This window comes from Catellatospora vulcania, assembly GCF_009720385.1.
Classification (GTDB): Bacteria; Actinomycetota; Actinomycetes; order Mycobacteriales; family Micromonosporaceae; genus Catellatospora; species Catellatospora vulcania.
In genome coordinates this window covers 100,405-122,447 of record NZ_ML769310.1, presented here as the reverse complement: position 1 = coordinate 122,447, position 22,043 = coordinate 100,405, and the positions used below count along the sequence as shown (strand labels likewise).

Below are 22,043 nucleotides of genomic sequence, written 5' to 3'. Positions count from 1 at the left end.
ACGCCGTGCGCGACGAACTGCTGCGGGGTGTGGCCGCCAACCCGGCCGCCCCGGCCGGGGTGCTGCTGCGCCTGCTCGCCCCGGCGGCGTCCGCGAGCTGGGGCGTGCTGAGCGGTGGGCGTGACCTGCCGGTGGAGGTGGTCGACGCGATCCTGGCGCACTCCGACCGCCGACCGGCCGTTCACCTGGCGCGCAATCCGTACGTCGACCCGGCCCAGCGGGCCCGGCTGCTCGACGACCCGGATCCCCGGATGCCGATGCGGCTGGCGAGCGGTCCGATGTGGCCGGCCGGCGTCAGAGCGCGCCCGCTGCCCGACGACGCCGTGCGCCGGCTGCTCACCTGCGACGGGCCGCTGTTCACCGGGTACGAGATCCTCGGCGAGCTGATGCTGACCCCGTTCGCCCGGCAGGTGATCGCGCTCGCGGCCACCCACCCGGACGCGGGGGCGCGGGCGCGGGCGTGCGGTGATCGCGCCATGCTGCCGACGCGGTTGTGGCAGGTGCTGCACGCCGACCCGGATCCACAGGTCCGGGCCGCGGCCGCCGCCGAGGACTCGGACAGGGGCGAGGTGCAGCCCGACGAGCTGCCGGCGAGTGGCCACGCCCGCCCGATGGTCCTGTCGACCAGGCGGCTGTCCCCGGCTCTGATCGACATGTTGCTGGCCGCGAACGACTCCGAGCTGCAGTACGTGGCGAGCAACCCCGGCACGCCGCCGTACGTAGTGGAGATCCTCTCCCGTCATCCGGACGCGGCGGTCCGGGGGCAGGTCGCGGCTCGTGACGAGCTCAGCGCCGAGCAGCTGGCCCGGCTGTGCCGGGACGTGAACCAGGCTGTGCGGGTGACGGTGTCGACGCATCCGGGCCTCAGCGAGGCGGAGCGGGCGGCGATCGAGGTGAGTTCGTGGCCGCCGTACCACGTCCACCTGGCGGTGCCCGAGGTGCCGCATACCGAGCCCGAGGTCGGCATCGGGTGGGCGTACTCGGCGAACCCGCTGCTGCGCCGCCGGGCCGCCCAGGACCCGCGGCTGCCGCTCGCGGTCGCGGCGCGCCTGGCCGCGGACTCCGACGAGGGCGTACGGGTGCTGCTGGCATACCACCATCCGGCCGCGCCCCCGGCGGCGCTGCTACGCGCCTATCTAGACAGCCGCGACCCGCATCGGCCCTACCTGCTCTCCCGGCCACGGTTTCCGACCGCGGGGCTGGTCCGGTTCGCCCGGGACACCGACGCGCAGGTGCGGCTGCTGGCTCTGCGCGACCCGGAGGTCCCCCCGCACCTGGTGGACGAGCTCACGCGCGACGCGGACGAGCAGGTGCGTGCGGCGGCCGCGGCACACCCGCGCCTGCCGCCGCACCGGCTACCTGCACTGCTCGACGGCGAACTGGTCCGGCACGCCGCCGCGAATCCGCAGCTCGGCTCCGAGGCACTGCATGCGCTGCTCGACGGGGCGGGTGTGCCCCGTCGCTGAGCACCGGCCCGCGCGCCGCGGTCACGCCGCGCGCGGGCCGGGCAGGTGGGTCAGCCGCGACGCCACTTCTGGTTGGCGCCGCCGGTGCAGTCCCAGGTGGACAGGGGGGTGCCGGTGCCGCCCCAGCCGGTGACGTCGACGCACTTGTTGGCCTGCGGGTTCACCAGGTCGCCCGCGCCGGTGAGCACGAACTGCTGGGCCGGGTTGCCGCTGCACCCGGCGAGCTGGATCGCCGCGCCGTTCGCGGTCGAGCCCCAGGCGACGTCCATGCACAGGCCGGTGACGGTGCGGATGGTGCCGTCGCCGGGGAAGTTCCAGTTCTGCGCGTTGGTGCCGTTGCAGTCCCACAGTTGCAGGCGCTGGCCGTCGACGAAGTTGGAGTTCGGCACGTCGATGCACTTGTCCTGCCAGCCGATGATCCGGCTGGTGGAGCCGCCGCCACCGGAGGTGGTGAGGGTGAGGCCGTACGCGCCGAGGATCTCGTTGACGGGCTGGAAGAACGTGGTGCCGCCGGTGGAGCAGTTGCCCGAGCCGCCGGAGGTGACGCCCTGCGCCTGGTTGCCGCTCATCCACGCGCCGCCGGAGTCGCCGCCCTCGGCGCAGGCCGAGGTCTGGGTGAGGCCGTAGACGGTGCGGCCGTCGGAGTAGTTGACCGTGACGTTCTTGGCCTGCACGGTGCCGCAGCGCCAGCCGGTGGTGCGGCCGGACCGGCATATCGACGCGCCGATCGCCGACTCCTGCGAACCGGCGACGGTCACGTTGCCCCCGGCGTAGTTGTTCACCCACGGCCGCGGGGTCCAGTTGGCGTTGGTGCGGACCCAGGCGTAGTCGTTGCCGGGGAACGACGAACCGGCGAACGTGCCCTGGCTTACGTTGTTGTAGCCGAGGGTCGGGCTGCCCGCGCCGCCGCAGTGCCCGGCGGTGACGAAGCCGCCGTTGTTGACCGAGAAGCCGATCGAGCACAGCGTGTTGCCGTTGATGACGTACTGGTCGCCGCCGCGGATGTCGTACAGCGGGCGCGGGGCCTGCGCGGTGACGATCCGCACCTCGGCGGCGGACAGGCCGCTCGCAGCGACGAACCGGCGTGCGGCGGCCGGGGTCGCGGCGCTGACCGTGACGGTGTTGGCGGCTACGTCGACGTACCAGCCGTGCACGTCGCGCCCGGCCGCGGCGGCCTTGCCGTCGAGCGTCGCCTTGACCGAGTCGAGCTGCTGCTGGCTGCGGCCGACGCGGACGGGCAGCGCGCCCGCGGCGCGGGCCTGCTCGGCGGCGGCCTCGTCGAGGACGCCGACCTTGAGACGGCCGTCCTCGGGCGAGTACCAGGCGCCGGCGAACCGGCTGCCGAGCCGCTCGCGCACGGCGCGCTCGACGACGGGGGCGGCGGCTTCGTGCGCCTGGCGGATGCGGGCCTGGCCGGCGGTCAGGCCCAGGTCGCGTTGCAGCGCCTGTTCCATGCCGATGGCGGGGTCGGGGGTGGGGGCAGCGTAGGCGGGTGCGGGGGCGATCAGCGCCACGGCGAGCACCGCCGCGCTGGTCAGCGCAGTGAGTCTCACGTCGAGTCCTTCAAGGAGGGGACGGATCAGGGCGTGAGAGCGCTCTCAAGAAACAGACTTTACTGTGGACCTTCCGAAGTCAATAGATGCCGATGTATTACTCTGCGTACGCGACCAGCACACCGCCCGCAAAGATCGCCCGACTTGCCAGGCACGCGGGCGAAAGCGGGTTCAAGATTCGCACAGGTGCCCGGCAAGTCGGGCGATCGAGCAGCGCGGGCGGGCCGTCAGGGGTCGGGGAAGGACTCGCGAGCGAGGGCGAAGATCTCGTCCGGTGCGGCGGCGTCGTCGGAGGACATGACGGCGTCGGTGGCGGCCACCGCGATCGCGCCGAGGCGGCGCAGCTCCTCGGCGGGCACGTGCTCGCGGAGGGCGTCGAACTCTTCCTCCTCCTCCAGCTCACCGTGCTCGATGACGGCGTCGCGCAGATTGGCCAGCTTCTCCTCGAAGTCGTCGTGCTCCAGCCCGAGCTCGTACAGCTCCACCAGGTCCTGCTCGGCCTGGTCCTCCTCCTCGGTGCGGGCGTCAACCACGGCGTCGCCGCCGGACAGCCGCGCCCGCGCCAGCGGATGCACCAGCAGCTGCTCGATGCTCTCGTGCACCGCGAGCAGGCGCACCAGCTCGGCGAACAGGTCCCGGCGCCGCGCGCCGCGCACGCCGTCCAGCTCGTCGAACAGGTCGCCGAGCTGCTGGTGCTGGACCAGCAGCAGATCGATCACGTCGCCGGGGTCGTAGGGCAGCGGCGGCGGGGCGGCCGCGGCGGGCACCCGCTTGGCCGGGCGCGGCGGCTTCGGCACCTTCGAGCTGGGCGCCTGGTCGTCCGGCGGCACCACGCTCTTCTTGCCGGTGGCGACCTTCGCGACGGTCCGCGCCCGCTGGTCGGAGTGCACCGTCTTGACCAGCTCGCGGACCAGCTCGTCCTTGTGCATCTGGGAGGTGCCCGGCACGCCTTTCTCCCGCAGCAGCGCGCGCAGCTCCTGCACCTTCATCCGGTAGGCGTCGCGCTCGGTGCGGCCGCGCTGCTCCGCCTGGGCGTCGCCGGTCGTCTCGTCGTCCGCCGGCTCGCGCTGGGACATCCCGGGTCACCTCACAAAGTCCGTTTCGTCACCATAGTGACCGACCTCGCGGACCCCGCGGGCCGAAACGGCCCCATGACCGCCTCACGGGTCACCACGCACCGCTCCCATCGGCCAGGATGGCTGGCAAGCATATCGACGGGAGTCCCTCTTGACCGGCGCCTCGCGGCAACCCGGCCTTGCGCCACGGCGGCGGTGGCCGGTGCGGTCACCGCGGCCCAGCTCAGCGGCACCGGGGTGTGGGCGGTCCGGCACGGGAAGCCGCTCATCGGCATGGCCGGCTACCCCGAGGCGAACCTCGGCGAGGTCGGTGCGCCGGCCGTGGCACTGACCGCCGTCACCGCCGTCGGCGCACTCGCCGCGGGCGTCGTCGTCATCACCGCGCGGGCCTACCGGCCCAGGTCCCCGGAGCGGTAGTGGCGGCGGCAGAGCACCTGGTAGCGGACCTCGGACCGGTCGGCGGCGGCGGTGTCGCCGATGACGACCTGCTCGCCCTCGCGGGCCACCGCGCCGCCGACGATGCGGGCGTTGAGCAGGCCCTCCCGGCCGCACCAGCACAGCACCTCGACCTGCAGCCGGTTCACCTCGTCGGCCAGCTCGAACAGCCGCTGCGCCGCCGGGAACAGGTACGAGCGGAAGTCCGAGGCCAGGCCGAAGGCGTACACGTCGACGTCGTAGGAGTCGACCAGGTCGGCCAGCTGCTCGATCTGCTCGACGGTGTAGAAGCAGGCCTCGTCGCAGATCAGGTAGTCGATGCGGGCCCCGTCGCCCCACTCCTTGCGCACCAGCGCGATGAGGTCCAGGTCGTCGGTGACCTCGACGGCCGCGTGGGCCAGCCCGATCCGGGTGGTGACCTGCGGGCCGAGCGACCGGTCGTTGCGGGTCAGCACGAGGCCGCGGCGGCCCTGGCGGCCGTGGTTGTGGTCCATCTGCAGCGCCAGGGTGGACTTGCCGCAGTCCATCGGGCCCCAGAAGAACTTCAGCGCGGCGCCGTGGCGCAGCCGGCCGTCTCCCGCGGACTGGCAGTGCGCCGGGGCGATGGTGGGTTCGTCAGCAGCGGTCACGGAGGGGCAGCCTAGTGGCTACCCCTCCGTTATCGGGAATCCATGACGGCGATTCGCAGGCCGCCGGGCGTGTCAGAGCTTGTCGGGCGGCGTGTTGCCGACGGCGGCGATGGCCCGCGCCATCGGCACCATCATCAGCATGATGAAGCCCACGACGAAGAACACGATCAGCGAGATGATCGCGACCCGGTACGAGCCGGTCAGGTCGTACGCCAGGCCGAACAGCAGCGGCCCGAGCCAGCTGGTGCCCTTGTCGGAGATCTCGTAGAGGCCGAAGTACTCGCCCTCCTTGCCGCGCGGGATCAGCTGGCTGAACAGCGAGCGGCTCAGCGCCTGGCTGCCGCCGAGCACGAGGCCGATGGCGCCGCCGAGGATCACGAACGGCACCGCCTGCCCGTACGGCAGGAAGAACGCCGCGATCAGGATGGCGGTCCAGCCGACCAGGCTGCCGAGCACCGTCTTCCACGCGCCGAACTTCTTCGCGAGCCGGCCCAGCAGCATCGCCCCGGCGAACGCCAGGAACTGCACCATCAGGATGGTCGGCATCAGCACGGTGTTGGTGAAACCGAGCTGCTTGGACCCGTACGTGCCCGCCATCGCGATGACGGTCTGGATACCGTCGTTGTAGATGAGGAACGCACCGAGGAAGAACAGCGTCAGCGGGAACGCCCGCATCTCCTTGAGGGTGTGCCCGAGCTGCTTGAACCCGTCGATCAGCACCGAGCCGCGGGCGGTGCCCGCCGGTGACGGACGGTCGCGCAGCCACAGCAGCGGCAGCGTCGTGAAGCCCGCCCACCACAGGCCCGCCGACACCAGCGACCAGCGGGCGATCTCGCCCTGGTTCTCCTCGCCGCCGATCAGCACCACGATGACGTTGAGCAGCAGCAGCAGTCCGCCGCCGAGGTAGCCGAAGGCCCAGCCGCGGCTGGACACGCCGTCGCGCTCGTTCTCGTCGGAGATCTGCGGCAGGAACGAGTTGTAGACCACGATGCTGGCGCCGAAGGACAGGTTGGCGATGAAGAACAGCGCCGCGCCGAGCTGGTAGCGGTCGCCGGTCAGGAACACCAGGCCGCAGGTGGCCGCCGCGCCGATGTAGGCGAACACCGCGAGCCAGATCTTCTTGCGGGCGGCCCGGTCGGCGATCGCGCCGACCACCGGCAGCAGCAGCACCTGCAGGAAGACCGACAGCGAGGTGGTGTACGCGAACAGCGAGCCCGCCTTGAACGACATGCCGAGCAGGTGCACGTCGCCCGCCGGGTCGGCCCCGTTCTCGGCGATGGCGGTCAGGTAGGGGCCCAGGAACGCCGTGACCACGGTGGTGGAGAACGCCGAGTTGGCCCAGTCGTAGAAGTACCAGCCGACCCGCTCACGTTTGGTGCTCTCGCCATACCCTTCGGCAGGCGCGGGGGGTGCGCTGACATCAGCGGTCATGCCTTCTCCTCGCTTCGCTCATCGGCGGCATAGCCAAGCCCGCCGATTCGCTCGCTGTGCTCGCTCATGCCTGGTCCTTCCAAAGACCCCGGTGCGTGAAAACTTCCCGTAACACGTCGATGCGATCGGTCATGATGCCATCCACACCGAGATCAAGTAACCCCTCCATCACGGCAGGATCGTCGACCGTCCACACATGCACCTGGAGCCCGAGCGCGTGGGCGTGGTCCACGAACCGCCGGTCGACCAGCCGCACGGCCCCGAAACGGATCGGCACCTGCGCCGCGACCGCCGTCGGCGGCAGCGTGATGCGCCGCCGCAGCCGCGAGGCCAGCCACAGCCGGGCCGTCTCGCGCTGCGCCAGCGAGGTGGCGTACATCGGGCCGGCCAGCTCCCGCGCCCGCTGCAGCCGGGTGTCGGAGAACGAGGCGAGCAGCACCTGGTCGGGGGTGGCGCGCTCGTGCACCGCGGTCACGGTCGGCGCGACGGCCGCGTCGGACTTGATGTCGATGTTGAACCGGATCTCCGGCCAGGCGTCGAGGACCTCGTCGAGCCGCGGCACGGCGGCAGCCCCGCCGACGCGCACCGTCTTCAGGTCCGCCCAGGCCATGGTGGCGACGGCTTGCGGGTCACCGGCGACGCGGCGCAGGTTGGCGTCGTGCAGCACCACCGCGATCCCGTCTCGGGTGGCGTGCACATCGGTCTCGACGTACCGGTAGCCGGCTTTCACCGCCCGGTCGAACGCGTCGGCGGTGTTCTCGTCGCCTTCCGCGGCGCCACCCCGATGGGCGAAGGCGAGCGGCGGCGCGGCGAGATACGGATGGGGGTGACCCTGCGGCGTCTCCATCTGGGAAAGCTTGCCACTGCCGGGTGCGGATGGATGGCCCGCGTACTGACCGCTCGCCAACAACGGGCGACATCGGTGAGAATGTCCGCACCACCGCGTCGAAACAAATCGATCTTTCCGGGGACGTTGATGTCTTGAAGGGGTGCTCAGGTGGCCGACGACGACCCTGTGGACTGGCTGCGACAGCTTTCCCCGGTCCAGCGTGCGCTGCTGGACCGGCTGGCTGACGGGGCGACGATAGCCGCGGCGGCTGCCGCGGAGTACCTGTCGTTGCGCACGGCCAACCGCCGCATCGCCGACCTACGCCAGGAGCTGGGCCTGGCCACCACCCGCGAACTGGTGGCCGCCTACCGCTCCCGCCGGGGTTGACGTCGCTCAGCGCGCGGTGCGCGGCCTCGCGCGGCGGGTCTCGGTGGGCCGGGACGGGTCGACGAAGCGCGGGGTGTCGGGTTCGTCGGTGCGCAGCGGGACCAGCTCGGCCGCGATCGCGTCGATGATGCGGTCGGCGATGCGCTGCGCCGCGCCCGGCCGGGCCGCGTCGACGCCGGACAGGTCGACGGCGGGCCCGACGTGCACCCGCACCCGCGGGCGATGGCGCAGCGAGTGCCAGACCATGGGCCACATGCCGGTGGGCGCGGCGTACGGGATGACCTCGTGGCTTCCCCAGATCGCGATCGGGACGACCGGGGCGCCGGTGGCCAGCACCAGGCGGCCGACGCCGGTGCGGCCGCGCTCGGGCCACATGGCCGGGTCGAGGCCGATGCGCCCCTCCGGGTAGATCATCAGCAGGGCGCCCTCGTTGAGCGCGGTGACGCTGTCGGTGACCGCGTTGGCGGCGGTCGGCTCGCCGCGGTCGACCTGGATGTGGCCCTGCCAGCGCATCAGCGGCCCGATGACCGGGGTGCGGAACAGGCCCGCGTTGGCCATGATCCGCGGGTACACGCCGAGCCGCCGGAACGCCGCCGCCACCGCGATCGGGTCGAACGGGCTGATGTGGTTCGCGGCGAGGATGAGCCGGCCGTGCCGGGCCTGCTCGGGGATGTCCCCGGTGACCTCCAGGCGCGTGGTCAGGCGCACCACGCCCTCGGCGAGCAGCATCGCGAAGCGCAGCAGCGGGGGCGGGGACCAGCTCGTCGAGGGGCTCACGGTCCACGATCCTGCCATGCGCGGTCACGTGCTCGGGCACTTGTTCGACGCAGCGTCCGCGAAGTCGCCCACCAGCCCGCCGACCTGTGCGTATGGTCGGCGAAAGGGATCGAATCCGGCAAGTGGGGAGCCCCCGGGATGGACGCGACGGACCTGGCCCGCTGGCAGTTCGGCATCACCACCGTGTACCACTTCCTGTTCGTCCCGATCACGATCGGCCTGTCGTTCCTCGTCGCGGGACTGCAGACGGCCTGGTCGCGGACCGGGAACGAGAAGTGGCTGAAACTGACGAAGTTCTACGGCAAGCTGCTGCTGATCAACTTCGCGATGGGTGTGGTGACCGGCATCGTGCAGGAGTTCCAGTTCGGCATGAACTGGAGCGAGTACTCCCGCTTCGTCGGCGACATCTTCGGTGCGCCCCTGGCGATGGAGGCCCTGCTCGCGTTCTTCCTGGAGTCGACGTTCCTCGGCCTGTGGATCTTCGGCTGGGACAAGCTGCCCAAGAAGGTCCACCTGGCCTGCATCTGGATCGTCGCGGTCGGCACGGTGCTGAGCGCGGCGTTCATCCTGGCCGCGAACTCGTGGATGCAGAACCCGGTCGGCTTCAAGATCAATCCTGAGCGCGGCCGGGCCGAGCTGACCGACTTCGGGGCCGTGCTGACCAACAAGGTCGCCCTGATCACGATCCCGCACACGATCGCGGGCGCGTTCCTGACCGCGGGCGCGCTGATGGCCGCCGTGGCCATGTGGCACCTGGTACGCCGTCCCGGGCGCGACACCGCAGCGTTCCGCAGCGCGGTGAAGCTCGGCTCCTGGACCACGCTGGTGGCGATGGCGCTGCTGTTCATCACCGGCGACATCCAGGGCAAGATCATGACCGAGGTGCAGCCGATGAAGATGGCCGCCGCCGAGGCCCTCTACGGCACCGAGCAGCCCGCCCCGTTCTCCCTGTTCACCATCGGCACGCTCGACGGCAGCCGGCCGGTCTGGTCGCTGGACGTGCCGCGGGTGCTGTCGTTCCTGGCCACCGGCACCTTCGACGGCCGGGTCCAGGGCGTCAACGACCTGCAGGCCGAGTACGCGGCCAGGTTCGGGCCCGGCGACTACGCGCCCAACATCCCGGTGACCTACTGGTCGTTCCGCCTCATGATCGGCTTCGGGGTGCTGGCGGCGCTGTTCGCGCTGTGGGCACTGTGGGCGATCCGCAAGGGCCGCTCCCCCGCGCCCGAGCGGCGCGGCACCCGGCTGCTGATGTGGGGCATGATCGCGCTGCCGCTGCTGCCGCTGGCCGCGAACTCCTTCGGCTGGATCTTCACCGAGATGGGCCGGCAGCCCTGGATCGTGTTCGGCCAGATGAAGACCGCGATCGCGGCGTCACCCGCCGCCTCCTCCGGCGACGTGATCACCTCGCTGGCCGTGTACACCCTGCTCTACGGCGCGCTCGCCGTCGTCGAGGTGGGCCTGCTGCTGCACTACGCCCGCGCCGGGCTGCCCGACGTCACCCCGCCACCGGCCACCGAGTCCGACGAGGACCGGCCGCTGGCGTTCGCGTACTAGGAGGCCGCCGTGGAGCTGTCGACGCTGTGGTTCCTGCTGATCGCGCTGCTGTTCATCGGCTACTTCGTGCTGGAGGGCTTCGACTTCGGCGTGGGAGCCCTGCTGCCCGTGCTGGGCCGCGACGAGCGCGAACGCCGCGTGATGATCAATACGATCGGGCCGGTCTGGGACGGCAACGAGGTCTGGCTGCTCACCGCGGGCGGCGCGATGTTCGCCGCCTTCCCCGAGTGGTACGCCTCGCTGTTCTCCGGCTTCTACCTGCCGCTGCTGCTGATCCTGCTGGCGCTGATCCTGCGCGGGGTCGCGTTCGAGTACCGCGGGAAGCGCCCCGCGGCGTCGTGGAAGCGGCGCTGGGACTGGTGCATCGTGTTCGGTTCCGTCGTGCCCGCGTTCCTGTGGGGCGTCGCGTTCGCCAACATCGTGCGCGGCGTGCCGCTGGACGCCGGGCACAACTACACCGGCAGCCTGTTCACCCTGCTCAACCTGTACGCCCTGCTCGGCGGCCTGACCACCCTGGCCCTGTTCCTGACCCACGGCGCGATCTTCGTGGCGCTGAAGACCACCGGCGACATCCGGCACCGGGCCAACCTGCTGGCCGAACGCCTCGGCGTGTTCGCCGCGATCGCCGCGGTGCTGTTCCTCGGCGTGACCCTGCTGCGCCGCGCCACCCCGGCCGCCGTCGTGCTGGCCGTGCTCGCCGCGCTGTGCCTGGTCGGCGGCCTGGTCGCGAACCGGCTGCCGTCCCGGACCGACCCCGACGGCCGCCGCGAGGGCTGGGCGTTCGCGGGCACCGCCGCAGCGATCGCACTGGCCGTGGCGTCGCTGTTCGCCGACCTCTACCCGTTCGTGCTCCCCTCGACGGTCGACCCGGTCACCAACAGCCTGACCGTGGCCAACGCGTCGTCCACCCCGTACACCCTGAAGATCATGACCTGGGTTGCCCTGGTCTTCACGCCGATCGTGCTGCTCTACCAGGGCTGGACCTACTGGGTGTTCCGCAAGCGCATCGGCACCCATCACATCCCCGACGAAGCCGCACAGATGCCCGCGCCCGGCAGCCCGCCCGGCAGCCGGGCCGCCGCCGGATAGCCGCTCGGCGCTGCCGCGCTACCGCTCGCCGACGCGGCACTGACACGCATTCACCACCACCACTACACTCGCGGATCGGGAGCAACGACCGTCCACCCGGGTGGGCGGCCTGATCCGACTGCCGAGGGCGCACCGGGCCGAGCCCGCGTGGCGGCAGCGCACCCGCGCATCTCCCGCTCCGCGGCCTCCGCGGCCGGGACCTGCGTCTCTCCTCGGCAAGGAGCAAACTCCATGACCCCACGCAGAGCCCTGCACGCCCTGTGGCTCGCCGTCGTCCCGCTCATCGCCGCGGTGGTCCTCACCGTGGCCTCCCCCGCCGCCGCCGCGACCCTCACCGAGGTCACCGGCTTCGGCGCGAACCCCGGCAGCCTGCGCATGTTCCTCTACGTCCCGAACACCGTCGCGCCCCGCCCGGCTCTGCTGGTCGCGGTGCACTGGTGCCACGGCGACGGCCCCGCCATGTACAACGGCTCCGACTACGCCCGGCTCGCCGACCAGTACGGCTTCATCGTGGTCTACCCGTCGGTGACCCGCAGCGACGGCTGCTTCGACGTGGCGTCGGCGGCCACGCTCACCCACAACGGCGGCGGCGACTCGCTGAGCATCGTGTCGATGACGAAGTATGCGCAGCAGACCCACAACGCCGACCCGGCCCGCACCTACGTCACCGGCGTCTCCTCCGGCGGCATGATGACCAATGTCCTGCTCGGCGCGTACCCGGACGTGTACCGGGCCGGCTCGGCCTTCGCCGGGGTGCCCTTCGGCTGCTTCGCCGGGACGGAAAGCTGGCACAGCGCCTGCGCCCAGGGGCAGGTCGTCAAGACCCCGCAGCAGTGGGGCGACCTGGTCCGCAACGCCTACCCCGGCTACACCGGGGCACGGCCGCGGATGCAGCTGTGGCACGGCGTCAACGACGAGGTCCTGTCGTACGTCAACTTCGGCGAGGCGATCGAGCAGTGGACCAACGTGCACGGCCTGAGCCAGACGCCGACCTCGACCGACACGCCGCAGTCCGGCTGGACCCGCACCCGCTACGCCAACGGCTCCGGCCAGGTGCTGGTCGAGGCGGTCAGCATGGCCAACACCCCGCACAACCTGCCCGTGCAGTACGGGGCTGCGGTCGCCTTCTTCGGCCTGAACACCACGGCCAGCCCGTCGGCGGGACCGTCCACGTCGCCCAGCGCGTCGCCGTCGGTGTCGCCCTCGCCGTCCCGGCCGCCGTCGCCGAGCGCCTCACCCTCGCCGAGTGCGTCACCGTCGCCGAGCGGCTCGCCCCCGGCACCCGGCGGCTGCACCGCGGCGTTCACCGTGAGCAACGCGTGGACCGGCGGGTTCGTCGCCGCCGTGCGGGTCACCGCGGGCAGCGGCGGGGTCAACGGCTGGCGGGTCGCGCTGGCCCTGCCGTCCGGGACGACCCTCGTCAACGGCTGGAACGGGCAGTTCACCGGGGCCACCGGCACGGTCCAGGTGAGCAACCTGGGTTACAACGGCAAGCTGGCCGCGGGCGCGTACACGGAGTTCGGCTTCCAGGCCAACGGTGCGCCGACCGGCACCACGGTGTCCTGCACGGCCCTGTGACGCCCCCGTGACGGCCGCCGGAGGCCACCGGCGCTGAGCGCCGGGTCGTGGCGTGCCGGAGACCGGGATGCCCACGGACCCGGCGCTGCGCAGCAAGAAGCGGGGCGGCCGCGCGAACGGCCACCCCGCTTCCGTGCTGTCTCAGGCGCCTGCCGCGCCCAACTCGGCCAGCTTGGCCTCTAACTCGGCCAGCTCGGCCCGCAGCTTGAGCGCGTGCGCCTCGGCCTCGGCCCGCTCCGCGCCCAGGATCTGCTCCACGGCCTCCTGCACACCCGGCACGTCCAGCATCGACACCATCTTCAGCGCCTCCTGCGCCTTGATGATGTAGGGCTTGGCGAGCGCCTTGGTGCCCTGGACCGCCCCGACCGTCCACTCGCCCTCGGTGTAGGCCAGCGTCACGGTCAGCCCCGCCGGCGGCTTGACCTTGGGGCCCTTCGCGGCGGGCTTGCGCGGGGCGGGCGCGACGGCGGACGGCGTCTCCTGTTCGGACACCTCGGGATTAACGGACACGGGTCGCTCCTGACGGCCAGGCTTCTCACGGATGATCATAAACTCGGGCTCGGGCGGGGCGACAGGCTCCGGAACCGGCTCGGGCACCGGCTTGCGACCGGTCGCACCCTTGGGCGGGATGGTGAGGTCGCCTGGGGCGAACGGCAGCACGTCGCTACCGAACTTCACCATGATCCATTCATCGTGGGTGGCCGGGTCGTCGAGCTGCACGACCTGTCCCAGCTGGCCCGCGATCTGGCCGGCCGCCTCGGTGAACATGACCCTGGGTCGCTTGCCGGACGCAAGCGTCTCCTGGATCTGCGTCAACTCCTGAGTCGACAGTCCCGCCATAACCGCGCTCCCACACCCTCGCCGAACACATGTTTGATACGCATGTTCTATCAGAGCCCACCGACAACATCGGCACTGACACCATGCGGAAAGTGGGGACATCTTCGCAGCACCGGCCCGCCGCGCGCACCGGGTGTGTCGGCGGTGACAGTGTCACGGCCTGTCACGCTCGTTGCACGGTTGCTCTAATGGAGCGATGGGGATCATCATCGTGACCGGCGGCAGCCGCGGCATAGGCGCTGCCACCTGCGTAAAGCTCGCCGCGGCGGGCCATGACGTCGTCGTCGGCTACCGCGGCGACGCCGATGCGGCGGCGGAGGTCGTCGCGAAAGTGGCTGCGGCGGGACGGCGGGCGGTCGCGGCGCGCGTCGACGTGTCCGACGGCACGCAGGTGCGCGAGCTGTTCGACCGTACGCAGGCCGAGCTCGGCACACCCACCGGACTGGTCAACAACGCCGCGGTGAGCAGCGCCATCGGGCCGTTCACCGAGCTGTCCGAAGCCGACCTGCGCCGGGTGGTCGAGGTCAACGTCATCGGCGCGATCCTGTGCGCCCAGGAGGCGGCCCGCCGGATGGGACCCGGCAGCGCGATCGTGAACGTCTCCTCGGTCGCCGCGAACCTGGGCAGCCCCGGCGAGTACGTGCACTACGCCGCGTCGAAGGCGGCCGTCGAGACGCTGACCGTGGGCCTGTCCAAGGAACTCGGCCCGGCCGGGATCCGGGTCAACACGGTCTCCCCCGGCGTCATCCACACCGGATTCCACGCCGGCAGCGGCGAGCCCGGCCGCGCGGACCGGCTCGGCCCGGCCGCCCCGCTGGGCCGCTCCGGGCAGCCCGAAGAAGTCGCGAACGCCATCGCCTGGCTGCTCAGCGACGAAGCCTCCTACACCACCGGCGCGACCCTCAAGGTCTCCGGCGGCCGCTGACCCTTCCCCGCGCACCGCGCCCGCGATCGTTCGACTTTCCTGGCACCTGGGCGAATGCCGCCTCAAGATGCGCAAAGGCGCCCGGCAGTCGAACGATCTTGACCGACCCTCCCCCGGCCCGGGGACGGAAGGCCATTGACCGGTTCGGCGGCTTGGCGGATAGTGATGCTATCCGTTATCCAGAGAGGGCCGCCATGTCCGCCGCCACCGTTTTCACCGCAGGGATCCTGCTCATCACCGTGTCGACCATCGTGTTCGGCGGGCTGTCGCTGCTGATGAGCATCGTCAAGCGCATCCCCGGCTACCTCGACAACCCGGTCCGGCGGGCGCTCTGGACCGCGGGGCACGCGCACGCGGGCGTACTCGTGATCTTCGCCCTGGTCGCCCTGCCCTACCTCGACCAGACCGGCTACAGCGCGGGTACGCAGACCCTGGTCCGCGCACTGCTGGTGGCCCCGCCGATCGTCATGTCGCTCGGCTTCTTCCTGTCCGTCGTCCGACCGACCGACACCAAGCCGAACAAGCTCATCTGGCTCGTCCCGCTCGGCGGAGCCTCCCTGGCCGCCGGCACCCTGACCCTCGGCCTCGGCCTGGTCTGACCGGCAGGACGCCGAAGCCCGCGTTGATCATGAGGTTAGGCCCACGACACACCGTCGACCCGTGCCATAATTTCATGATCAACACGGAGGGGGCGGGGGGTCGGGGAGGGCGGGGGCGACGATGACCGGTTCGGCGAGGGGGTGGGCGGAGCGGGGCAGGATCACGCGGACGACCAGGCCGCCGCCGGGGCGGGGCACGGCGACGGCGTCGCCGCGGTGGGCCTGGGCGACCGCGCGCACGATGGACAGGCCGAGGCCGCTGCCGCGCGACGAGCCGACCCGGTCGGTGAGCCGCCGGAACGGCTCGAACAGCGTCGGCACCTCGTACGACGAGATGACCGCGCCGGTGTTGCTCACCACGATCTCGGCGTGGCGGGGCCGGGCGATCGTCTGCACCCGCACCCAGCCGCCCTCTACGTTGTAGCGGGTCGCGTTGTCGATCAGGTTGCGGATCATCTGCTCCAGCAGGATCGGGTCGCCCGTCACCGGCGCGGGGGCCAGGTCGCGGCCGATCTGCACGGTCAGCCGCCCGGCCAGGGCCTCGGTCGTGTCCGCGGCGATGGTCGCCAGCTCGGCCACGTCGACCAGGCGGCGCTCGGTCACCGCGTCCTCGGCGCGGGCAAGCGTCAGCAGGGCGTCGATGAGCCGCTCGTGGCGCTGGTTGACCGCGAGCAGGTTCTCCCCGAGCTGGTGCACCTGCGGCGGGCTGTCCGGGCGGCTCATGGCGACCTCGACCAGGGTGCGGTTCAGCGCGATCGGGGTCTTCAGCTCGTGGGCCGCGTTGGCGATGAACCGGCCCTGTCCGGCGAAGGCCTCGTCGAGGCGGTCTAGCATGCTGTCGAAGGAGTCCGCGAGGCTCTTCACCTCGCCGGGCGGTGCGTCCAGGTCGATGCGCTTGTGCAGGGTGCGCCCGGCGATCCGGTGCGCGGTCGCGGTGATCATGCTGAGCGGCCGCAGCAGCCGCCCGGCGACGAACCAGCCCGCCGCGGTGGCCACGACCCACATCGCCAGCAGCGTCAGGCCGCCCTTGAACAGCAGGTTGGACTGCATCGAATCCATGATCGTCTGCTTGGACGCGTCCAGCGAGCTGATCGCCTGCTCGGTGTTCGGGAAGCCGCCGGGCCCGAAACCGGAGTACTTGTCGGCGAAGATGATGCCCAGGCTGTACGCCATGGCGTTGTCGACCATGATCAACATGCCCGCCAGCACCGACCCGCCCGCGAGGGCGAACACGAGGCTGAACACGACGGTCAGGCGTACCCGCAGGTTGCCGCGCCACTCGCCCATCAGCGGATCCGGTAGCCGACGGCGGTGACCGTCTCGATCGGCTGCGGCTCGCCCAGCTTGCGGCGCAGGCCGCTGATGGTGACCCGGACGATGGTGGTGAACGGGTCCATGTGCTCGTCCCAGACCTTCTCCAGCAGCGTCTCCGCCGACACCACCGCCCCCTCGGCCCGCAGCAGCTCCTCGAGCACCGCGAACTCGCGACGGGACAGGCTCACATAACGCCCGTCGCGGTACGTCTCGCGGTGGTGCGGGTCGAGCCGGATGCCGGCCCGCTCCAGCACCGGCGGCGTGGCCGGGCGGGCGCGGCGGCCCAGCGCGCGCACCCGGGCCACCAGCTCGGCGAACGCGAACGGCTTGGCCAGGTAGTCGTCGGCACCGAGGCTGAGCCCGGCGACCCGCTCGGCCACCGTCACCGACACGGTGAGCATCAGCACCCGCACGTCCAGGCCCTGCGCCACGACCTGCCGGCACACCTCGTCCCCGTGCACCCGCGGCAGATCCCGATCCAAGATCATGACGTCGTACGCGTTGACCGCGAGCTTCTCCAGCGCGGCCGCCCCGTCGTAGGCGACGTCGACGGCGAAAGCCTCCTGCCGCAGCCCCTCGGCGACGGCCTCGGCCATCAGTTCCTCGTCCTCCACGACCAGGACCCGCACCCCGCCACCTCCGCGATCGACCGACCGCCAAGTATGCACGGGCGTTGTTAGCGCAGCGTTAGTGAAATCCCTCTCGGCACCCTCACACGCCCTGCTGTTGGCTACCGAGCGTGACTGGAGAGCTGGCTGAGGCGGTAGTCGACCTCGCGGCCGTCGCGGGCAACGTCGAACGGATCGCCGGGGCCACGACCGCCGCGGTGATGGCCGTGGTGAAGGCGGACGGGTTCGGCCACGGCGCGGTGCCGGTGGCCCGCGCCGCGCTGTCCGGCGGCGCGACCTGGCTCGGGGTCACCAGCGCCACCGAGGCGCTCGAACTGCGCACCGCGGGCCTGACCGCGCCGGTGCTGAGCTGGCTGCACGGCCCCGGCACCGACTTCGCGGCGCTGGCCGCCGCCGACGTCGACGTGTCCGTGGCCGCCCCGGAGCTGCTCGACGCGGTCGCCGCCGCAGCCCGCGGCACGGGCCGCACCGCCCAGGTCCACCTCAAGATCGATACCGGCATGTCGCGGCACGGCGCGACCGCCGACGGCTGGCCGGAGCTGGTCGCCTGGGCCCGCAAGTACGAGCGGGAGGGCGTGCTCGCCGTGCGCGGCGTGTGGTCGCACCTGGCCACCGCCGACTCCTCGCCGTACGGCGTCACCGCGCAGACGGCGGCGTTCGCCGAGGCGGTGACGTATGCCCGCGACGCCGGGCTGGACCCGGAGCTGCTGCACCTGGCCAACTCGGCCGCCGTGTTCACCGCCCCGAGGACCCACTTCGACCTGGTCCGGGCCGGCATCGCGGTGTACGGGGTCGAGCCGGTGCCCGGTCGCGCCTTCGGGCTGCGTCCGGCGCTCACCCTGCGTACCCAGGTGATCATGGTTAAGCGGGTGCCCGCCGGCACCGGGGTCTCCTACCAGCACACCCACGTCACGGCCCGGCCCACCACCCTGGCCCTGATCCCGCTCGGGTTCGCCGACGGCATCCCGCGCGGCGTCGACGGCCGCGCACAGGTCCTGCTCGGGGGGCGGCGATTGCCGATCATCGGCCGCGTCGCCATGGACCAGTGCATCGTCGACGCCGGCGAGCTGGACGTACGCATCGGCGACCCGGTGACCGTCCTCGGCCCCGGCGACTGCGGCGAACCCACCGCCGCCGAGTGGGCCACCTGGGCGTCGACCAACCCCCACGAGATCCTCACCGGCATCGGCACCCGCGTGCCCCGCCGCCACGATGGGAAGGGCACCTTCTACACGGACGTCCGATGTGAAGGTGCCCTTCCTTCCTGCACCACGGAAGGAAGCGTTCGATGAAGCTTGCTGTGATCTACGGGGGGCGGAGTGGGGAGCACGACGTGTCGTGCAAGTCGGCCCGCAGCATCCTGGCCCACCTGGACCGGGTCCGGTACGACGTCACCGAGGTGGTCATCGGCCGCGACGGGGCCTGGCACGTCGACGGCATCCCGGTGAGCATGGGCGACGCGCTGCGCACGCTCGGCCGCGCCGACGTGGTCTTCCCCGCGCTGCATGGCCCCTACGGCGAGGACGGCACCGTGCAGTCGCTGCTGGAGCTGGCCGGGGTGCCGTACGTCGGCAGCGGTGTGCTGGCCAGCGCCACCGGCATGGACAAGGAGTTCACCAAGAAGATCCTGGCCGCCGACGGGCTGCGGGTGGCCGACGGCGTCGTGCTGCGCCCCGGCCAGGACGACGTGTCCCCCGCCGACCGCGAGCGCCTGGGCCTGCCCGTCTTCGTCAAGCCGGCCCGCGCCGGGTCCAGCATCGGCGTCACCCGGGTCGACGACTGGGCGCAGCTGCCCGCGGCGCTGGCCGCCGCCCGCGCCTGCGACGGCAAGGTCCTCGTCGAGGCCGGGGTGGCCGGGCGCGAGGTCGACGTGGCGGTGCTGGAGCACCCGGACGGCACGCTGCAGGCCGGGCCGCCGCTGGAGATCCGGGTGGCCGGTGGGCACGACTTCTTCGACTACGACGCCAAGTACACCGCCGGCGAGGTGGTGTTCGACATCCCGGCGCGGCTCGACCCGTGGGTGACCGCGCTGCTGCAGTGCCGGGCGTTGCAGGCGTTCGCCGCTCTCGAATGCCGCGGCCTGCTGCGCGTCGACTTCTTCCTGCCCGCCGACGGCAGCGAGCCGGTCCTGAACGAGGTCAACACGTTCCCCGGGTTCACCGCCGCGTCGCAGTACCCGCGCATCTGGCAGGCCGCCGGGATGTCGTACCCGGAGCTGCTGGACACCCTCGTGAACACCGCGGCCGCCACGGCGGCCCGCTCGCTGACCGCCCTGGCCGGGCGGCGCTGAGACGCCGCGGGGCCGGGCCACTGGGGTAGTGCCCGGCTCCGCGGACACCTCGCGCCGGCCCGGGGACGTCGGCCGCCCGAACCTGGCGGCTTAGGCGGATCGACGTCTCCGGGCCGGCGCACCACGCCCGGTGACGGGCGGCACCAGCGGCGCACCCGTGCGGGGTATCCGCCCCCGCGCCCGATATCCTGGGCAGATGATCAAGGCAGTGGTGTTCGATGTGGGCGAGACGCTGATCGACGAGACCCGCATCTGGAGCCGCTGGGCCGACCGCCTCGGCGTGCCCCGCTTCGCGATGCTCGGCCTGCTCGGCGGCATGGCCGCCATGGACCGCCCGCACGGCGACGCGTTCGCGCTGCTGCGCCCCGGCCTCGACGTGGACGCCGAGATGGCCGCCTGGGCCGCCGACGACCCCGACGGCCTGCGCGAGAACTTCGACTCCGCCGACCTCTACCCCGACGTGCGCCCGGCCTTCGCCGAGCTGCGCCGCCGCGGCCTCGCCGTGATCATCGCGGGCAACCAGCCGCCGCAGGCCAAGGCCGCGCTGGAGCGCATGGACCTGCCCGTGGACGCGATCTACACCTCGGCCGAGTGGGGCATCGAGAAGCCCCACCCGAGCTTCTTCACCAAGGTCGCCGAAGTGGCCGACCTCGCCCCGGCGGCGATCTGCTACGTCGGCGACCGGGTCGACAACGACGTGCTGCCCTCCACCCGCGCCGGTATGAAGCCCGTCCTGGTCCGCCGCGGCCCGTGGGGCTACCTCGGCTCGGAGAAGCCCGAGGCGGCCCGTCACGCGGTCATCGTCGACGGCCTGGACGCCCTGCCCGACCTGCTGCGCCCCGCCTGATCGGGTGCTGATTCGCCAACCGCCTGCGGCCCGCCGCCCGCGCTCCTTAGCGTGGAGGTGATCCGTCGAGGAGGAGCGATGCCCAAGAACAACCAGTCCCGCCGGCACCCGCGCCCGGACAAGCCGCGCGTCGAGCAGGACCAGCCAGGCACGCCGCACGCCGAGCACGACCACGCGCCCGGTGAGCACGCCGCCTGGGCGTCCGAGCACGCGCAGGAGCAGTCCCGCCAGCGCGCCATGGCGGCGCGGGAGAAGGCCACCCGCACCCAGCTGTCGGTGGGCCAGTCCGGCGTGATGCGCCTCAAGAAGGGCAACCAGCCCCGCGGCGGCCGCTGACCGGTCCCGCAGACCCGGCCCCAGGGCCGTGACCTGCTGCTACCGTTGACCGAATGGAAGGCTGTGATACCGGGCCGGGCCGACGCCCGGCCTGCGCGTACCGGCTGGATCTGCTGGCGGGCCCCAGGTGATCAATGGTGGGCGACCACTGGATTCAGCTCGTTCTGGTAGCCGTACTGATCGTATTGAACGCGCTGTTCGCCGGCAGCGAGATGGCGCTGGTCTCGCTGCGTGAGGGCCAGCTGCGCCGGATGGGGCAGCAGGGTGGCGGCGCCGCGGCCGCCGCGGCACTGGCCCGGGACCCGAACCGGTTCCTGGCCACCATCCAGATCGGCATCACCCTGGCCGGGTTCCTGGCGTCGGCGACCGCCGCCATCGCACTGGCCGAGGTGCTGCAACCCGCGCTGGGCTTCCTCGGCCGCGCGGCCCGGCCCGCCGCCGTCATCGTGGTGACCCTGCTGCTGACCTTCCTCACCCTGGTCTTCGGCGAACTCGCGCCCAAACGCGTCGCCATGCAGCACGCCGAGCGGTGGGCACGCCTGGCCGGCCGCCCGCTGACCGTGCTCGCCACCGTCTCCCGGCCCTTCGTGTGGGTGCTGAGCAAAGCCACCGACCTGGGCGTACGCCTCATGGGCGGCGACCCGCACCGGCACCGCGGCGACGAGATCACGCCCGCCGAGGTGCGCGACATGGTCAGCGTGCACCGCGGTTTCACCGCCGAGCAGCGGCTGATCATCGCCGGGGCCGTGGAGATCACCGAGCGGGTCCTGCGCGAGGTGCTGATCCCCCGCCGCAACGTGTTCACCCTCGACGCCGACCTGCCCGTCGAGGTCGCCCGCAAGGAACTCGCGGGCTCCGGATTCTCCCGGGCCCCCGTCGTACGGCGGCGCAACCTCGACGACACGCTCGGCGTCGTGCACCTGCGCGACCTGCTGCTCGACGACGCGGACCGGCTGGCCGACATCGCCCGACCGGCCCTGCTGCTGCCCGACTCCCTGCACGCCGCCGACGCGCTGCGCCGGTTCAAGGTCGAGCACCAGCAGTTCGCGCTTGTCGTCGACGAGCACGGGGCGGTCGACGGCATCGTCACGCTGGAGGACCTGCTGGAGGAGGTCGTCGGCGAGATCTACGACGAGACCGACCGCGACGTGCTGGCGGTGCAGCAGGGCGACGACGGCGACATGCTGCTGCCCGGCACCTTCCCGATCCACGACCTGCCCGACATCGGGGTGAACCTGGACGAGCGGCCCGGCGGCGACTACATCACCATCGCGGGGCTGGTCATCGCGATGCTGGGCCACGTGCCGACCCGGACCGGCGAGATCGTGCACCTCGACGGGTGGACCGCCCAGGTGACGTCAGTGGACCGGCATGCCATCACCGAGATCAGGCTGCGGCCCTGCGGCGGCCCGGCCGGCGACGCGCTGTGCCCGCCGAAGCCGCGTACCGGCTGATC

At 72.1% G+C, this 22,043-nt stretch carries 22 protein-coding genes; 13 read left to right on the top strand and 9 right to left on the bottom strand.

Annotated elements, in window-relative coordinates; genetic code table 11:
* Positions 1-5 precede the first annotated feature (5 nt).
* Entirely contained in the window at positions 6-1,466 is a 1,461-nt protein-coding gene (locus F6W97_RS18290; protein ID WP_155371568.1) for a hypothetical protein, read from the top strand.
* Positions 1,467-1,516: 50 nt separating this feature from the next.
* Here F6W97_RS18290 and F6W97_RS18285 read toward each other — a convergent pair whose 3' ends face one another.
* Both F6W97_RS18285 and F6W97_RS18280 read right to left on the bottom strand, forming a co-directional pair.
* Complete coding sequence (locus tag F6W97_RS18285) at positions 1,517-3,019, bottom strand: ricin-type beta-trefoil lectin domain protein (protein ID WP_407924587.1); 1,503 nt, start codon at positions 3,017-3,019, stop codon at positions 1,517-1,519.
* Between the two features lie 227 nt (positions 3,020-3,246).
* Complete coding sequence (locus tag F6W97_RS18280; RefSeq protein WP_155371567.1) at positions 3,247-4,095, bottom strand: hemerythrin domain-containing protein; 849 nt, start codon at positions 4,093-4,095, stop codon at positions 3,247-3,249.
* A gap of 195 nt (positions 4,096-4,290) precedes the next feature.
* Between F6W97_RS18280 and F6W97_RS18275 the strand changes: the two genes are divergently transcribed.
* Positions 4,291-4,512, top strand: coding sequence for a hypothetical protein (locus F6W97_RS18275; RefSeq protein WP_155371566.1), 222 nt, complete (start codon positions 4,291-4,293; stop codon positions 4,510-4,512).
* Here F6W97_RS18275 and F6W97_RS18270 read toward each other — a convergent pair.
* The 3 genes from F6W97_RS18270 to F6W97_RS18260 form a co-directional block, all read right to left on the bottom strand.
* Positions 4,485-5,159, bottom strand: coding sequence for a thymidine kinase (locus F6W97_RS18270; protein WP_155371565.1), 675 nt, complete (start codon positions 5,157-5,159; stop codon positions 4,485-4,487). The genes F6W97_RS18275 and F6W97_RS18270 overlap by 28 nt on opposite strands.
* Before the next feature lie 72 nt (positions 5,160-5,231).
* Positions 5,232-6,590 carry an MFS transporter gene (locus F6W97_RS18265; RefSeq protein ID WP_155371564.1) on the bottom strand — a complete coding sequence of 453 codons (1,359 nt, stop codon included), beginning with the start codon at positions 6,588-6,590 and terminating at the stop codon, positions 5,232-5,234.
* A gap of 64 nt (positions 6,591-6,654) precedes the next feature.
* Positions 6,655-7,437 (bottom strand): glycerophosphodiester phosphodiesterase, encoded by a 783-nt coding sequence (locus F6W97_RS18260; RefSeq protein ID WP_155371563.1) that lies wholly within the window; start codon positions 7,435-7,437, stop codon positions 6,655-6,657.
* A 150-nt stretch (positions 7,438-7,587) separates the two neighbouring features.
* Between F6W97_RS18260 and F6W97_RS18255 the strand changes: the two genes are divergently transcribed.
* Entirely contained in the window at positions 7,588-7,806 is a 219-nt protein-coding gene (locus F6W97_RS18255; protein WP_230686784.1) for a hypothetical protein, read from the top strand.
* A gap of 6 nt (positions 7,807-7,812) precedes the next feature.
* On the opposite strand, the gene F6W97_RS18250 is transcribed toward F6W97_RS18255, so the two are convergent.
* On the bottom strand, positions 7,813-8,535 hold the full coding sequence (locus tag F6W97_RS18250; protein WP_155371623.1) for a lysophospholipid acyltransferase family protein: 723 nt from the start codon (positions 8,533-8,535) through the stop codon (positions 7,813-7,815).
* A gap of 186 nt (positions 8,536-8,721) precedes the next feature.
* Between F6W97_RS18250 and F6W97_RS18245 the strand changes: the two genes are divergently transcribed.
* The 3 genes from F6W97_RS18245 (at position 8,722) to F6W97_RS18235 (ending at position 12,807) form a co-directional block, all read left to right on the top strand.
* The gene (locus F6W97_RS18245) at positions 8,722-10,140 is read left to right on the top strand and encodes a cytochrome ubiquinol oxidase subunit I (RefSeq protein ID WP_155371562.1); all 1,419 of its coding nucleotides are present in this window, start codon (positions 8,722-8,724) and stop codon (positions 10,138-10,140) included.
* A gap of 9 nt (positions 10,141-10,149) precedes the next feature.
* A complete protein-coding gene (cydB, locus tag F6W97_RS18240) occupies positions 10,150-11,229 on the top strand; it encodes a cytochrome d ubiquinol oxidase subunit II (protein ID WP_155371561.1) in 1,080 nt (359 codons plus the stop codon).
* Positions 11,230-11,460: 231 nt separating this feature from the next.
* Positions 11,461-12,807 (top strand): extracellular catalytic domain type 1 short-chain-length polyhydroxyalkanoate depolymerase, encoded by a 1,347-nt coding sequence (locus F6W97_RS18235; RefSeq protein WP_155371560.1) that lies wholly within the window; start codon positions 11,461-11,463, stop codon positions 12,805-12,807.
* 141 nt (positions 12,808-12,948) lie between these two features.
* Here F6W97_RS18235 and F6W97_RS18230 read toward each other — a convergent pair whose 3' ends face one another.
* A complete protein-coding gene (locus tag F6W97_RS18230) occupies positions 12,949-13,647 on the bottom strand; it encodes a hypothetical protein (RefSeq protein WP_155371559.1) in 699 nt (232 codons plus the stop codon).
* 196 nt (positions 13,648-13,843) lie between these two features.
* Between F6W97_RS18230 and F6W97_RS18225 the strand changes: the two genes are divergently transcribed.
* Together F6W97_RS18225 and F6W97_RS18220 are read left to right on the top strand one after the other, a co-directional pair.
* Positions 13,844-14,572: an SDR family oxidoreductase gene (locus F6W97_RS18225; protein WP_155371558.1), complete on the top strand. Its 729-nt coding sequence runs from the start codon at positions 13,844-13,846 to the stop codon at positions 14,570-14,572.
* A gap of 194 nt (positions 14,573-14,766) precedes the next feature.
* Positions 14,767-15,171, top strand: coding sequence for a hypothetical protein (locus tag F6W97_RS18220; protein WP_155371557.1), 405 nt, complete (start codon positions 14,767-14,769; stop codon positions 15,169-15,171).
* A gap of 78 nt (positions 15,172-15,249) precedes the next feature.
* Here F6W97_RS18220 and F6W97_RS18215 read toward each other — a convergent pair whose 3' ends face one another.
* Together F6W97_RS18215 and F6W97_RS18210 are read right to left on the bottom strand one after the other, a co-directional pair.
* Complete coding sequence (locus tag F6W97_RS18215; RefSeq protein WP_155371556.1) at positions 15,250-16,458, bottom strand: sensor histidine kinase; 1,209 nt, start codon at positions 16,456-16,458, stop codon at positions 15,250-15,252.
* Positions 16,458-17,114 (bottom strand): response regulator transcription factor, encoded by a 657-nt coding sequence (locus tag F6W97_RS18210; protein WP_155371555.1) that lies wholly within the window; start codon positions 17,112-17,114, stop codon positions 16,458-16,460. Before F6W97_RS18210 ends, F6W97_RS18215 begins: the two co-directional genes overlap by 1 nt.
* A gap of 110 nt (positions 17,115-17,224) precedes the next feature.
* Between F6W97_RS18210 and alr the strand changes: the two genes are divergently transcribed.
* From alr to F6W97_RS18185, 5 genes are all read left to right on the top strand, one after another.
* The gene (alr, locus tag F6W97_RS18205; protein ID WP_230686782.1) at positions 17,225-18,406 is read left to right on the top strand and encodes an alanine racemase; all 1,182 of its coding nucleotides are present in this window, start codon (positions 17,225-17,227) and stop codon (positions 18,404-18,406) included.
* Positions 18,403-19,404, top strand: coding sequence for a D-alanine--D-alanine ligase family protein (locus F6W97_RS18200; RefSeq protein ID WP_155371554.1), 1,002 nt, complete (start codon positions 18,403-18,405; stop codon positions 19,402-19,404). Before alr ends, F6W97_RS18200 begins: the two co-directional genes overlap by 4 nt.
* A 196-nt stretch (positions 19,405-19,600) precedes the next feature.
* Complete coding sequence (locus F6W97_RS18195; protein WP_155371553.1) at positions 19,601-20,251, top strand: HAD family hydrolase; 651 nt, start codon at positions 19,601-19,603, stop codon at positions 20,249-20,251.
* A 78-nt stretch (positions 20,252-20,329) separates the two neighbouring features.
* Complete coding sequence (locus F6W97_RS18190; RefSeq protein ID WP_155371552.1) at positions 20,330-20,587, top strand: hypothetical protein; 258 nt, start codon at positions 20,330-20,332, stop codon at positions 20,585-20,587.
* Between the two features lie 137 nt (positions 20,588-20,724).
* The gene (locus tag F6W97_RS18185) at positions 20,725-22,041 is read left to right on the top strand and encodes a hemolysin family protein (RefSeq protein ID WP_155371551.1); all 1,317 of its coding nucleotides are present in this window, start codon (positions 20,725-20,727) and stop codon (positions 22,039-22,041) included.
* Positions 22,042-22,043: the final 2 nt, after the last annotated feature.